This window comes from Corynebacterium sp. HMSC077G07, assembly GCF_001809225.1.
In the GTDB taxonomy this organism is placed as follows: domain Bacteria; phylum Actinomycetota; class Actinomycetes; order Mycobacteriales; family Mycobacteriaceae; genus Corynebacterium; species Corynebacterium jeikeium_D.
Genome location: NZ_KV796550.1, coordinates 17604 through 31346, shown reverse-complemented (window position 1 = coordinate 31346; position 13743 = coordinate 17604). Strand labels below are relative to the sequence as shown.

Here is a 13743-nt window from a genome sequence, read left to right as displayed (position 1 = left end):
GCAGCACCATAAATGGTTGACGTTAGCCCGGAGCGGTTCGATGCACTTGTCGATGAGGCCATCGACCGCATCCCCACGCAGTTTCTCGACCAGCTCGATCAGGTCATCATCCAGGTCCACCCGTATAACCTCGACGAACCCACACTGCTGGGCCTCTACGAGGGCATACCTCTGACCGAGCGTTCTAACAACCACTGGGGTCCGCCTGACCAAATCAGCCTGTATCGCGACATGCTCTGCCGCATCAGCCGCACCGAAGAGGAGCTGGTGGAGCAGATTCGGGTCACTCTCCTGCATGAGATCGGGCATTATTTCGGCCTCGAGGAGGAGGATCTGGACCGACTCGGCTACGGATAAGTTTGTCCCGCCGTGCACGGTCTCGTCCCTCTCGCGATGCTGTCCCCTCCCCTCTTCTTCCCTGTAGCCTTAATAACCATGAGCGACAACTCGAGCGAGAAGCCAGAAATCAGGGTCGGCGACAGGGAGCGCAACGCTGCCATGGAGCGTCTCGGCAATCATTTCGCTGATGGCTACTTGGATGTCGATGAGTTCTCCAAACGCGCCGAAAGTGCTGCTTCCGCTAAAACTCGGGCAGAACTGCAAACTCTCTTCGCGGACCTGCCCGCTGAGGTCTCCCCCGAGAGTTCACAGGGCACCCCGGCTAATCCGCAGCATCAAAGTGTCGATCAAGAGCTGCAAAACCTGATGAAAAAGGGCCGCCAGCTCAACATTGTTGATTCTGCTGCAGGCGTTATCGTATGTGTCACTATCGTTCTGATGTTTTTCACCAATATCGATAACGCGTGGCTCGGCTTCATCGTCGCTGCGGCCGTTGCCCTTATCGGGCGCGCCGCCTTGAACATCAATGATGACGAAGAAGAGCTCCTCAACGAAATCAACGAAGAGGAATCCAAGCGTCGCACGGAACGCCTACGCCTGGCAGCGCAGAAGCGCCGCGAGATTCAGGAAGGCCAGCAGTAACGGTCAGCAGTAACGGTCGCCGTTTCGCTCCCTTCTAGGGCAACTCGCTGTCGCCCCAGCGACGCACATCCCACGCGCGCGGTTCAATGCCAGCACGCTTGCCGACGGCCGCTGCGTTCGGAACCAGCTCAATTCGCTCGGTATTGGCAATGCGGTGTCGCAGTGCGTATTCCGGATCCACCCCGGTCAGATACTGCCCAATCAGACGAATAGCCGCGCCGTGGCTGACAATGACGACATCCTTGCTGCTGCCCTCCCTGGACTCCTTGGATTCACCACCTGTCGCTCCTGCCTGCTCCAGCAGCTGCTGTAGCGTCGGCAGGTATCGGTTCAGCACGTCAGCACCGGATTCACCGCCGGGAAGACGATACTCCAGCTCCCCATTGAGCCACTGGTAGAAGGCGCGCATGTACTCCATGTGCGCATCGCGATCATTGCGCCCCTCAAGGTCGCCGGCCTGAATCTCGTGGAGACCACCCTCATGGCGGATGCGAACGGAAGTCTCTCCCAGGCGGTGCAGACTCGCGACCGCGCCTGCACCAGTTTGGCGTGCACGCAGGGCATGGGATGTGACGATGTCACCGATTCTGTGGACGTCGGGAAGCAAAAGACGTCCCAGACTGCGCGCCTGCCTCACACCGAGGTCGGTGAGCGGTGCGCCCGGCAATGCGGTATCCAGGCGGCGGTTGATGTTGCCGGTGGTCTGCCCGTGGCGGATGAAAATGATGCGCTGGGAATCAACCGGCATGACAGATTCAGGGCGGTCTGGGCGGTCATCGAGGAAAGGCAGCTGTCCAACTGGATTTTCGGGCGCGGCGGGTGTCATGTTTTACCTTCGTCCTTCCTTGAGCGCGTCGACCCATTCAATTGACTGGGAGATATCCGGCGGCGGGGTCATAATGCTGCGGCGACCGCCCTCAGCGACCGGCCAAGATCCCAGATACCGCAGGTCTTCGGCGTATTCGTGCAGTGCCGCGAGAGTCGCCGCAACCTGTGCATCATCAACGTGGCCGTTGCAGTCAATGTAGAAGCGGTAGAGGCCGAAGAGCTCTCGTGTCGGCCGCGACTCGATGCGGGTGAGGTTGACCTGTCGCACTGCGAACTCATTCATGGCGCGCATCAGTGTGCCGGGCTGGTTCGGCAGCGTGAAGGAGACCGAGGTCCGGTCGGCACCGGTGCGCGGCGTCGGCACACCAGGGCGCCCCACCAGCAGGAAACGGGTTCGGGCACCGCGCACGTCGGCGACCTCAGTGGCCAGCGCCTCAAGTCCGAGCAGCTCACCCGCGCGGGCCGGGGCAGCGCAAGCGTCGTGGGTACCCTCGGCGACCTGGTGAGCCGCCGCCGCATTGGAGCTGGCCTGATGAACTTCCACGCCCGGAAGGTTGGCATCCACCCACTGTTTGACCTGCGGATACGCCACAGGATGTGTCGTAAAAGTACGCACCTGTTCCGCCGTCGTACCGGGACGGACCAGGATAGAGAAGACCACCCCGACCTCGGTTTCACGGAAAACCTGCAGCTCCGGCCCAGCAGCGAGGGCATCAAAAGTTGGTGTGACGGGACCGTCCACGCTGCTTTCGATAGCCACGCAGGCAAAGTCCGCTTCCCCTCGGCGCACGGCTCCAAGCGCGGCCGCGGGACTATCCACCGGCACCGCATTGACCGCGGATTCCCCTGCCGGATCAATCTCGCCAGCACGCGCCATGTCCCACAGCGCCTGCTCGGTGAATGTGCCCGCAGGACCCAAATAAGTAACCGTCGTCATAAGCTCAGATTAGAGGGCTTCTACACTTATTGCATGACCTTTTCTTCCGAGATGCCCGCCCGCGCCCTCACTGAAGCCGTGCGCAGTGGCGCAATCTCGGTATCGGAGATCGTTTCGGAATTCGCCACGCTTGCCGACGACGCCGCGACCAATCCCGCCCGTTTCGGTATTGCCACGTCCTTGGCCGAGCACGCTGTCGACCGCGCGCGCAGCCTCACTGCCGAATCCGAACCCGCCCGGCGCGCTAGCCACGGACTCCCGCGTGACCTCCTAGGTCTGCCAGTGGCAATCAAGGACCTATTCACCATCGCTGGTGTCGAATGCACGATGGGCTCGACCAACTTGGCTTTCACCGCCACCGAAACCTCGGAACCCGTGGCGAAACTGCTGGCTCGCGGCGCGGTCCTCACGGCGACAACGCACACCTCCGAGGTCGGGATGACGGCCTACACCGAGCCGATTGGCTACCCGGCCCCAGAAAACCCCTACTTCGCCACGCCCAATCAGCTGTCCAATCAGCCGGATACCACGCCACGCACTCCCGGCGGTTCCTCGGGCGGCAGCGCGGTGGCTGTCGCAACTGGTGTCGTTCCCGCAGCTCTGGGCTCTGACGGCGGCGGTTCTATCCGTGTGCCCGCCGCCTGCTGTGGCCTCGTTGGGTTGAAGCCAGCACACGATATTGCGGGTGGAAATCTCTCCACGCCCGCCTTCCTCACTCGCACAGTTGATGACGCAGCGCTACTGGCCGGAGTGCCCTTTTCCGCAACCTCGCATGCTTTCCGACGGCCCCAGCGTCCCCTTCGCATCGGTGTCACTGTCAGCCCTTTTCATGCTGAGGTGGACGTCGATAAGCGCTGGGCAAACGGTGCGTGGGCGGCGGCTGACCGTCTTGCCGACGCCGGGTACGACGTGGTGGAAGTGCCCAGCCCCTACGATCCGGCAGGTCCGGACGTGTTCGAGATTTTTCGACGGACCATCACGCGAATGGCCACGAAATTGCCGCGCGCGGACTACTCCGAGATTGTGCAGTGGATTCGAGCCTGTGGCCAGGAGATTTCCGCAGCGGAGGCGACGGCGACACATCAGCAGCGGATGGCTCTGCCCGGCGCGATTCGGTCGCGTTGGGAAGTCGATGCGGTGATTACGCCAACGCTGGCGTTTGATCCGCCGCGTATTGGGCATTTCTCTGCGTTGGCGCCGTCGGAGGACTTTGACGAGCAAACCCGGTGGACACCGTGGTTGTCGCTGTGGAATCTGACTGGGTGGGCGAGTGTGTCGGTGCCGATTGCTGTGCCGGGTACGAGCGGTGCCAGCGCCAACACAGTGCACCCCGCCACCAGCGTCAATATCGGTGCGGTGCGCTGCGGCGAGGCAGAGCTACTGGAGATGGCTAGCGTGCTGGAGGCTGCTAACGCCAACTAGCGCACGTACTTCGCCGCCATTGCCGCCGCCTGTCCGGCGTATCCGCCACCAAAAAGCACCGCGTGCATGAGCACGGCGTAGAGCTGATGGAGTTCGCAGCTCTCGGCGAAATCCGGCAGGGGATGTACGGATTCGTAGCCACGCAAGATCTCGTTGAAGTGCGTTGCCCCGAATAGCGCCAGCAGTGCCAGATCTTCCTCGCGGGCTCCGCCGTGCGCTGCGGGGTCAATCAAAATCGCGCCGTCTGCATCCCACATGAGGTTTCCCCACCACAGGTCACCGTGGACACGCGCAGCGTCTGGCTCGTTGTCGAAATCTCCAGCCAAGAGTCGCTCAATGAGCTGGTCAAAGATGTCTAGCTGACGGTTATTGTAGGAGCTTTCCAACTTTCCCAGCGCTGGCAGCAGACGCCCTTTGGCCCAGTATTCACCGAAGCTCTCCCGTGGAGTCAGGTCCATCTGCAGTGGCTGATCCAGTGGACCGAAGTAACCGTGCCCCTCCCACCCATCGGGGCCGGCACCCCAGCCAGCAGCGCCCAGATTGTGGGTAATGGCCAACGATTTTCCGAACTCGTACGCTGCCTGCGGAGTCGGCACCGTCGACTCAATTCGACGCAATTTCAGCGCATGCCCGCTCACGCCCAGCACCTCCACTACGCGCGCACCGCCGTCAGCTTCACCCTCGCGCAGCCAACCCAGCCCCGCCGCCTCACAGGCGAAGAAGTCCCGCGGGACACCATGTCGGCTCTTGACATAAACATCCGACTCGTTGACTGCACGTTCGTTGTTCTGGTTCATTGCGGACATATTTCCAGCATATTCTTCTTCGTTCCCAACCCCTTTCAGCACGTCGCATGCAGGGTAACGCCAGCGCTACCAAGACTTGTATTGCTGTCTCGGTTCTCTTAGTCCGCTGTCGTTGCCTATTCTTTATTGGTATGGAAGGCAACTTCGACGACTCGCGCATTGCCCGCGACCGATACGGTAGGCCGCTTAAAGATCGCTATGGCCGCCCCATCTACCGCCGTGTGGACGAGGCGTCGCCGAAGCATGCCCGCCCCCGTGAGGCCGATTCGCGTGGCGCTTCACGACGCCCCATCCCGCCCCGTTCCGACCGCCCATCTAGGGCAGGGGCAGCCCGCCCAGCGCCTATGCCTCCGCGCAGGTCTAGGCCGCAACCGGAACGTCGGCAGGCGCCACTGAACGAAACGCGCATTGAGTCCCGTCCACCGGTGAACCGGGCCGGTAGCGGACGCGCTGGCAGCGATCCGCGGTTTCCCCCGCCCGGATATAACCCGGATGCGGATTTCCAATCTTCCTCGCACGGCTCGTCACAGGACTACTACAGTGCCCCACAAGCAGCGAGTTCTGGCCGTGGTGGACGCCGTGGCAGTCGTGGCGGCGCCGGCGTCAGGTCTGGGTTCCGCATGCCACGCTTGCGACTGCCACGCTTGCGCTTTAAATCCATCATCCTGCTTCTCGTCATCTTCCTTGTCGTCACAATGGCACTTGTCGACATCCGCCTGACCAGGGTCGATGCGTTCTCCGGTCTGGCAGATCGTCCTGCCAATACGATGTCCTCCAACTGGTTGCTTGTCGGTTCGGACTCTCGTACGGGCTTGTCAGAGGAAGATGCCGCCAAGCTGTCGACGGGCAGTGGTGATTTCGGCCAGCGCACCGACACCATCATGATTGCCCACATTCCGGTGCTCGGTAAGCCGAAGTTGGTCAGTATCCCGCGTGACTCCTTCGTGGATATCCCGGGCAATGACAAGAACAAGATCAATGCGGCATTCGCATTTGGTGGCCCCCAGCTACTCATCGACACTGTAGAGAAAAACACTGGAATTCACATCGACCACTACGCCGAAATTGGCTTTGGCGGTTTCGCCGGTGTCGTCGACGCTGTCGGTGGTATCGAGATGTGCCCTGAAGAAGCCATCGACGATCCGCTGGCAGGCCTGAATATCCAGGCCGGTTGCCAGAAATTCGACGGCGCGGGCGCCCTGGGTTACGTGCGCACGCGTGCTACCGCCCAGGGAGACTTGGACCGCGTAGAGCGGCAGCGTGAATTCATGAGTGCGCTGATGGGACGGCTGAAATCACCTGCGGTATGGCTCAACCCCTACCGCTGGATTCGCCTGGCCAATGCTGGCACTAAGGCCGTGTTCGTCGGCGATGGTGACCATGTCTGGCATCTGACCTGGCTGATGTTGCGCATGCTCTTCGGTTCCGATTCCCTTACCGTGCCTACCTCAGGCGCCATGGATACCGGTTATGCGGGCAATGTGCTGCTCTGGGACGAAGTCGAAGCGCCAGCACTTTTTGCGGAGCTGAGATAGCCAAGAGGGCAGCTAAAACAGCTTCGGATAGCTTTCGAGACAACTAACGCGTGTGACTTAGCATTTTGCTGAGCCACACGCGTTAGTTCTTAAACCAGCTACGCCTAGTTCCGAATGGTCACCTGACGGGACACGATGGTCTCACGGGACTTGCGCTCTTCGGCGGTCAGCGGCTCTTCGCTGGCCAGCGCCTCAGCGATACGCTTGTCGGCCTCTTCCACGGCAGCAATCCAGTGGTCGTGCGGCTTGGTGTTATCCAGGTCCCAGACCGGCACCAGCAGGCCATCGGTGCGGAAGACACCAGCGAACTTAGTGCCCTCTCCCAGCGAAAGGTTGTCCGCAGCGTGCACGCGTGCCAAGGCGTCCAGCAGTGGCTTCTCATCTTCACGGCGCACCCAGCGGATGTGAGCGCGCTCGCCCGGATCAATCCACCACACAGCGCCAGCGACCTTCGCGTCCAGGCGGTATGACGGGAGAATCGCGTCGTTAGCCACGGCCAGGTTCTGCTCGATCATCGGGGTGCGTTCAATGCCCTTGGGAATCCACCACTCGAAGTCCTGGTGGACCTCCATGTTGTCGAGATCCACGGCGGTCAGGACGTCGGTAAGCGGTGCAGCCTCGCCGTCAGTAGCGGCGGAGAGCTGCTGACCCGACTCTGCGTCGCGAGCCCACGCCAGCGCACGGGAGAGATCCGCAGCGCCGTCATTGGTGCGAGCCTGCGTCTGCAGCGCGACGAAAGCCTCATTGCCCTGGTCAGCGGCACGCGTCAGTGCGGCTACGCCACCCGGCAGCACGGTGCAGACCTTGATGTCACGCTCAGCGTCAGCGACCGTGACCGGAATGACCACAGCCGGTGCGAACTCGCGGACAGCCACGATGTCAGCCTCTTCGTCGAAGTCCTTGAACGGACGCGGATTGCCCAGCAACGCTGCACGCTCAGCAGCGCGGGCTGCCAGCTTCGCCTGACGGCGGCTCATGCCCTCCGGGGCCTGATTATTCTTCTTACGAGATTTCTTTCCCACAAGGCCACAGAATACCTATTCGCAGTCCGTAATTCGCGACTGCCTGGGCTACTTATAAAAATCGTCGACGAATTCGCTCGCCGTTCCTTCGAAAAGCTGCTTGTCGACGGCCAACGCGCCCGCCTCCCCCTGTTCATCGGTAGCTTCGCTGGGGATGAAGCCCTTGGACCAAAAACCGGGCTGGGTGCGCTCGCGACCTGCCCCAACGGGAATGTTGCGATGCACTTCCTCGGGAGCCAACACGTAGCGGAGTAGCCGCGCCGTAAGGGCAGTTGTCACACAAGCTAAAACAGTGATGATTCCGGCCTGGAAGTACGTCCTGGACACGTCGGCAGCGATAAACCAACCCGTTGCAAGGGGCCACAAAACGCAGGCCAGATACCAGATAAAGCGACCTGGCCCCATTACGGCAGTGACTCCTGTTTCAGCCAACGCGACCACGGGCCCCGTGATGTTGCGCACTGGCCACATGTGCATCGTGCGCACATCCGTTGCCGTGCGCGACAGCAGTGGGCGGGCATACGTTGCGCGGTCACGCAGCACCTGGAGGGTCTTGTAGACCGAAAAACCCAGCCCAATGAGGGAAACCATTCCGCAGAGACCGAAAGCCCATGCTCCCAGTTCGCCGAGGAGGGAAACCACCAGATCCTGACCTGGACTCAGAATGCTCATCCAGATGAATACGGTAAATGCGGCGAATACGCCAGCGCCGCTCATTGCCCATCGAAAGACACTGTCCGCACGCTTGCGAACAATCTCATCGGCCTTCCAGCGCGGCGTCGCACCTGTGATGGCCGAATCCGAGACAGTCGGCTGCCAGCTCTGCTGCGGTGGCAGCACCACCTGAGGTGGGGACTGCTGTGGCTGCTGTTTTGGAGACTGCGGCGGCACAGCCCACCCCGCGTTTTCTGCCTGTTCATTAGACATTTTCCGCAGGGCTCCTCTCGTACGCGCGGCCGGCTTCTTCCGCAGTCTTTTCTCCCACGGTGTTTTTAAGTGCGCTCCCCCTAACCTACCTAAACTAGCCCGGCCCCTACCCCAGCCACTAGTCCGACCAGCTGCGAATCTTCCGCAGCATGATGCGGCTCTTACGCTGCGAACGTCCCATCTTCCGGGCCAGGTTGTTCAAAATCGCGATGGCCTCGGTAATGTGCGGCCCCTTGTTCAGCATCACGCACTCGGCACGCAGGGCGAAGGCCGCATCGGTAATCTCCGCGCGGGACGGCAGGCCGGCCTTGGCCATGTTCTCCAGCACCTGAGTACCCAGAATGGTCGGCACACCGGCTGCCTGCGCCAGCGTCAGAATCTGGCCTGGGACCTCACCCATACGGTCGAAGCCCAGCTCCACAGCCAGGTCACCACGAGCAATCATCAGACCGGACTTGGCGCGCTTCATGCTGGCGATGATGATTCCCGGCAGATTCTGGAATGCCGGAATAGTCTCAATCTTCAGCACAACACCCAGGTTCCGAGCCTTCGACGCCAGGTCCTCGCGGCCCGCAGCCTCATGTTCCGCCGCAATCTCATCGAGCACCTTGTAAACGTACTCAGCATCCCCCTGCGTGCGAATAAAGCTCACCGCAGCAATATCCGCATGCTCCACCACAAAGCGCAGGTGCTCAATGTCTTCGTCGGTAAGCGAATTGAGTGGCAGGTCGGTGTTCGGCAGATTGATGCCCTTATGCGCCGCCAGCGGCTGACCATTCGGCTTCGTACGCAGGACACGCAGCCGGGCATCGACGTGACTATCTTCGCTTGACGACGTCTCGGAGACCTCAACCACCTCAGCGCCGAGCGCACCGTCGTCGAAAAGCACCGGATTGCCCGGCTTCAGAGCCGCCACGGCAGACGGCAGCGAACAGGAGACGCGTGGAATTTCATCGTCAGTGCGTGGAATGGTGGTGATTTCCTCGCGGCTGGTGAGAATAAACTCATCACCGGTGTGGAAGCGCAGCTTTTGCACGGTCGGTGGCACGCCACCAGCGCGCGTGACCTCGTAGTTGCTGCGCAGGTGTGTTCCCTCGGCAATCCAGGCGTTCTTTTCGCCCTCGGCGAGGACAGCCTCGACCTCGCCCTCGGAGTCGGTGTCGATGCGCACAACAGTGAAGTGACGCTTCGCCGAGCGGGAGTCATGCAGCGTAATGACATCGTCAAGCTGCAGCTGTTCCAACCACCCCTGATCTGCTTCCAACGGCAGTGCGGGACGCCCCGGCAAATCGCTCGGAGCTGGCTTGGGGTGCTCATCCAGTCGCGGAGTCAGCCAAATCTTGGACTTGGAGATGACCGTGCCAGCGTCGTCACGCACAACACGGGCGCGCCCCACACGCGGCCCCGGTTCGATATCGCCCGTGCGCAGCTTCGGACCAGCCAGATCCATGGACACGAAGATGCGGCGACCGGCCTTCTCAGCTGCAGCATTGACGTTGTCAATCATGCGGCTCCACTGCTCAGGTCCGTCGTGGGCGCAGTTGATGCGAGCGAGATCCATGCCAGCGGCAGCGAAGCTCTCCACCAACTCTGCATCGTCGGCGGCCTCGGCGGGCAGGGTCACCATAATGTGCGAAGTGACATCCGCGCGCTCCTGACCGAACAGCTCGGTGGCGTTGTTATCCAGGGCAATATCCGCGCGCTCATCGTCGGCAATAATGCGGGCGACATCGATGTCTGAGGTGCGCCCCGCCAGCGCCAACAGCGCGTTGAGAGCGAGCTCAAGGCGCCCCCGGGTGAAAGTCTCCACCGTGGTCAGACTGGTCACGCCGAGGTCGTGCAAGCTGTTTTGCAGCTCACGGATGTCAATTGTGCGCAGGTGTGCGTAGTGCAGCAGGTTTTCCGCGTGCCGACGGCGCTCTTCCGGCACCTCTGCGAGCAGTGCAGAAGCCTCCACCGAGACGTCGTCCAACTCTGTGATCAGATCAGTGACCTTGCTGATGAGGTCATCCAGACGCGGTACGGCCGCGCCGCTTTCAGTGTTGTCAGTTGCTGTGTCTTGAGGGCTCTGCGCTGCCATAGAGAAGGCACTCCTGTGTTGAAGACGAAGCGTTGGCCAGAGTCGGCCACGCGGGCCAATAGAAGGTGGGCATTCTCATTCTCAAATGAGACGGCCGAAAGCGCATGTCGAGAAGACATCTACTCTCGCTACCAGCAGTTACTTCCAGAATGGATCCTGCACATCTCGGAGCGTCTGAATGGACTTGTCCAGCTGCTTCTTTTCGTATTCGTCCAGCTCAAGCTCGATAACGCGGCGAATTCCTCGACGGTTCACAATGGCTGGTGTTCCGATGAACACGTCCTCATGACCGTATTCACCTTGCAAGTATGCGGAGACCGGCAGAGCTACCTCTTGGTTCTGGAAAATGGCGCGCGTAATGCGGGCCAGCCCCATACCGATTCCGTAGGAAGTGGAGCCCTTGGCATCGATAATCTCGTAGGCGGCATCACGGGTTCGGATGAAGATGTCCTCCAGCTCGTCGTGAAGCGTGGGGTCGGCGGCGAGGCGCTTGGACAGACTGACGCCTGCAACGTTGGCGCTGGACAACACCGGCAGCTCGGAGTCGCCGTGTTCACCAATGATGTATGCGTGCACGCTCATCGGGGAAACATCGTAGTATTCACCCAGCATGTAACGGAAACGTGCGGTGTCCAGGATGGTGCCGGAGCCGAAGACACGGTTGTGTGGCAGCCCGGAGTACTTCCACGCGGCGTATGTGAGTACGTCGACGGGGTTGGAGGCGATCAGTAGGAGCCCATCAAAACCGCTGGCCATGACGGAATCGACGATGGACTTCATAATTTTCATGTTCTTGTCCACCAGCTGTAGGCGAGTCTCGCCGGGCTTTTGTGCTGCGCCTGCACAGATGACTACCAGCGCGGCATCGTCACAGTCGGCGTACGTGCCCTGAGTGACTTTGGTGCGCGACGACGCCCACACGACGCCATGGTTTAAGTCCATGACGTTGCCCATCGTCTTCTTTTCGTCGATGTCAATGATTGCCAAATGGTCGACAGTGCCTTGGTTGACCAGTGAGTACGCATATGCCACGCCGACGTCGCCAGCGCCGATCAGCACGACCTTATTTCCTGTGGATAGCTTCATAGCCCTCGGATCCTTCTCAACCGATTCGGAAAACGTTGCGACACCCCACAGGCTACGCTTTGTGCGGAAAACTGGCGCGAGATGAATAAACCCCGTGGAAAAAATTTTGCCATGATGGGAGTTATGGGATTCCTGCGTCGCGCATTTACTTCGATTGCGCCCTCGATTGCGTCTACGGGCAACACACCTGTAGCTCAGCCAATCGAAACCACCAGGACAGTGCGAGCTGCACGAGCAGCGCGAACGGGAATTACAGGAGTCGCTGGCACAGCTGGCATGGCCAAAGCGCTGGGCGCAGTCGGCACCGGCAGTCTGATGGCGACCAAAGTCTTTCGCGAACGTCTCCTAGGTACCGGCCCTGGCACTATCCGCAGCGCACTGCGAGCGGGCATTCCCTCCAACCCCGGTCTAATTGGTGCAGAAATTGCGTCATGGGCTGCCTTTAGCCCCTCGCTGATGCCGCGTACTCGGATCGCCACCGTTACTGTGACCTTCCTGGCACAGCTGGCGGGCCATGTCACCGGGGTGGCTATCGGCTATGGCTACAACACGACGATGCGGCGTCTGGCCAGCACTCCGCTCAGCCGCTTTGCGCCGGCACCTCGACACGAGCGCGCACTGGCCGTGACCTGGCATGTTGCCACCACGGCCACCACCGCGGCGCTGTGGCTGCGCTCCATTTCCCAGCAGCGCGAAATTGGCCGCCTGGTGGGCAAGGATGAGCAGGAATCCGCACGCAGCCAGTTCGCCTCCACAATGATTGCCAGTGGTCTCTACCTGACCACTCGGGGGCTCTCCGCGCTGGCCAATCGCGGCTATGACTTACTGCGGGACAACCTCCGCCCCTGGCTGCCGCGCGGTCTCGCCCCGGTTCTCAGCGGTGCCATCGTCGGTGGTGCCGTGGCCGCCAGCATTGATCGACTGCTTATCCGTCGGACTTTGGAGTCCATCGCCAAGAAGTCCCGATACCTGAATACCCTGGTAGTTCCAGGCCGCATGCAGCCCTGGGAGCCGGAACGTTCCGGGAGTCCATGGTCTTTGGAGCCGTGGTACGCACTCGGCGCCGAGGGGCGCGTCTTCGTCGCCGAAGGCCCCCGTGCCCGAGATTTGGCGGTGGTCACTGGCAAGCCGCTCTCCGAACTGCAGGAACCCATCCGCATTTATGCGGGCAAGGTGCCAGGTCGTTCTCTGCGGGAACAGGCGGAGCTCATCATCCGCGAGATGCACCGCACCGGCGCGTTTCGGCGCGATCATCTGGTTGTCTTCACCACCACCGGCACCGGTTGGGTGCCACCGTGGTCGGCGCAGGCTGCAGAGTTCTTGACCCTTGGCAACTGCGCCACTGTCGCTCTGCAGTACTCTGACCTCCCCTCCCCAGTGGCATGGCTAACGGACCACGAAACCCCAATCGCGGCTGGCCACACCCTTATCCATCGGGTGTTGCAGGAAGTCGACAAGATGCCGGAGAACGACCGGCCAAAGGTCTACGTCGCCGGTGAATCCCTCGGCGGGTTTGGCGGTCTCGGCGCATTCGAGAATTCCGCTGACATGCTCGCACGCGTCGACGGTGCTGTCTGGACGGGCGCACCACAGTTCTCCGCGATGTGGAAAGAGCTGACGCACCGTCGGACAAAGGGGTCTCCGGAAATCGCTCCAGTCATCGACGAGGGGCGAAACATCCGCTTCGCTACGCGCCCCGACGAGCTGTACCACTCCTTCTATGGCACCAAGTTCGGGCCGTGGGAATTCCCGCGCGTCGCATTCCTGCAGCATGCCTCTGACCCCATCGTTTGGTGGGATTACCCACTGGCCTGGCGCCGCCCCGACTGGCTTGCAGAGCGCGTCGGCCGCGATGTTCTCCCCTCCATGCGCTGGCATCCGTTCGTCACCTTCTGGCAGGTGCTTATCGACGGCCTCGCCTCCGTCACCGTCCCCGGTGGTCACGGCCACCGGTACGAGGAAGAAATGTTGCCAACGTGGGCTTCCATCCTCGACATTCCGCTTGACGACGACCTGGGTGGCGCAGCCGGAATGCGCTTCAAGCGCGTGAGTAAGTGGATTCGCCGCACTCAGCCGCCGCGTTCATAAACTTGTGACAGATATCCCTGAACAGCATTTT

Annotated in this window: 12 protein-coding genes; 5 read left to right on the top strand and 7 right to left on the bottom strand. The window is 61.2% G+C overall.

Annotated features, from left to right (window positions below; translation table 11 throughout):
* Positions 1-12: 12 nt before the first annotated feature.
* Positions 13-357 carry a metallopeptidase family protein gene (locus HMPREF2562_RS09855; protein WP_038626990.1) on the top strand — a complete coding sequence of 115 codons (345 nt, stop codon included), beginning with the start codon at positions 13-15 and terminating at the stop codon, positions 355-357.
* A 78-nt stretch (positions 358-435) separates the two neighbouring features.
* Positions 436-981, top strand: coding sequence for a DUF1707 SHOCT-like domain-containing protein (locus tag HMPREF2562_RS09850; protein WP_038627001.1), 546 nt, complete (start codon positions 436-438; stop codon positions 979-981).
* A gap of 34 nt (positions 982-1015) precedes the next feature.
* Here the strand turns inward: HMPREF2562_RS09850 and HMPREF2562_RS09845 are convergent, their stop codons facing one another.
* The gene (locus HMPREF2562_RS09845) at positions 1016-1807 is read right to left on the bottom strand and encodes a histidine phosphatase family protein (protein WP_070549937.1); all 792 of its coding nucleotides are present in this window, start codon (positions 1805-1807) and stop codon (positions 1016-1018) included.
* A gap of 3 nt (positions 1808-1810) precedes the next feature.
* On the bottom strand, positions 1811-2746 hold the full coding sequence (gene pheA / locus HMPREF2562_RS09840) for a prephenate dehydratase (RefSeq protein ID WP_070549936.1): 936 nt from the start codon (positions 2744-2746) through the stop codon (positions 1811-1813).
* Between the two features lie 33 nt (positions 2747-2779).
* Between pheA and HMPREF2562_RS09835 the strand changes: the two genes are divergently transcribed.
* Entirely contained in the window at positions 2780-4168 is a 1389-nt protein-coding gene (locus HMPREF2562_RS09835; protein ID WP_070549935.1) for an amidase, read from the top strand.
* Here the strand turns inward: HMPREF2562_RS09835 and HMPREF2562_RS09830 are convergent.
* Positions 4165-4974 carry a fructosamine kinase family protein gene (locus HMPREF2562_RS09830; protein ID WP_070549934.1) on the bottom strand — a complete coding sequence of 270 codons (810 nt, stop codon included), beginning with the start codon at positions 4972-4974 and terminating at the stop codon, positions 4165-4167. The genes HMPREF2562_RS09835 and HMPREF2562_RS09830 overlap by 4 nt on opposite strands.
* A 131-nt stretch (positions 4975-5105) precedes the next feature.
* Between HMPREF2562_RS09830 and HMPREF2562_RS09825 the strand changes: the two genes are divergently transcribed.
* Complete coding sequence (locus HMPREF2562_RS09825) at positions 5106-6509, top strand: LCP family protein (RefSeq protein WP_306295205.1); 1404 nt, start codon at positions 5106-5108, stop codon at positions 6507-6509.
* Between the two features lie 104 nt (positions 6510-6613).
* On the opposite strand, the gene HMPREF2562_RS09820 is transcribed toward HMPREF2562_RS09825, so the two are convergent.
* The 4 genes from HMPREF2562_RS09820 to HMPREF2562_RS09805 all read right to left on the bottom strand — a co-directional run bounded on the left by HMPREF2562_RS09820 (position 6614) and on the right by HMPREF2562_RS09805 (position 11624).
* Complete coding sequence (locus tag HMPREF2562_RS09820) at positions 6614-7531, bottom strand: DUF5926 family protein (RefSeq protein ID WP_069359723.1); 918 nt, start codon at positions 7529-7531, stop codon at positions 6614-6616.
* Positions 7532-7579: 48 nt separating this feature from the next.
* Positions 7580-8458 (bottom strand): hypothetical protein, encoded by an 879-nt coding sequence (locus HMPREF2562_RS09815; RefSeq protein WP_049190927.1) that lies wholly within the window; start codon positions 8456-8458, stop codon positions 7580-7582.
* Positions 8459-8576: 118 nt separating this feature from the next.
* Positions 8577-10538: a pyruvate kinase gene (locus tag HMPREF2562_RS09810; RefSeq protein WP_049171694.1), complete on the bottom strand. Its 1962-nt coding sequence runs from the start codon at positions 10536-10538 to the stop codon at positions 8577-8579.
* Between the two features lie 138 nt (positions 10539-10676).
* Positions 10677-11624 (bottom strand): L-lactate dehydrogenase, encoded by a 948-nt coding sequence (locus HMPREF2562_RS09805; protein WP_070549933.1) that lies wholly within the window; start codon positions 11622-11624, stop codon positions 10677-10679.
* An 81-nt stretch (positions 11625-11705) separates the two neighbouring features.
* Between HMPREF2562_RS09805 and HMPREF2562_RS09800 the strand changes: the two genes are divergently transcribed.
* Positions 11706-13712, top strand: a complete 2007-nt coding sequence (locus HMPREF2562_RS09800; protein ID WP_240593264.1) for an alpha/beta-hydrolase family protein — start codon at positions 11706-11708, stop codon at positions 13710-13712.
* Positions 13713-13743: the final 31 nt, after the last annotated feature.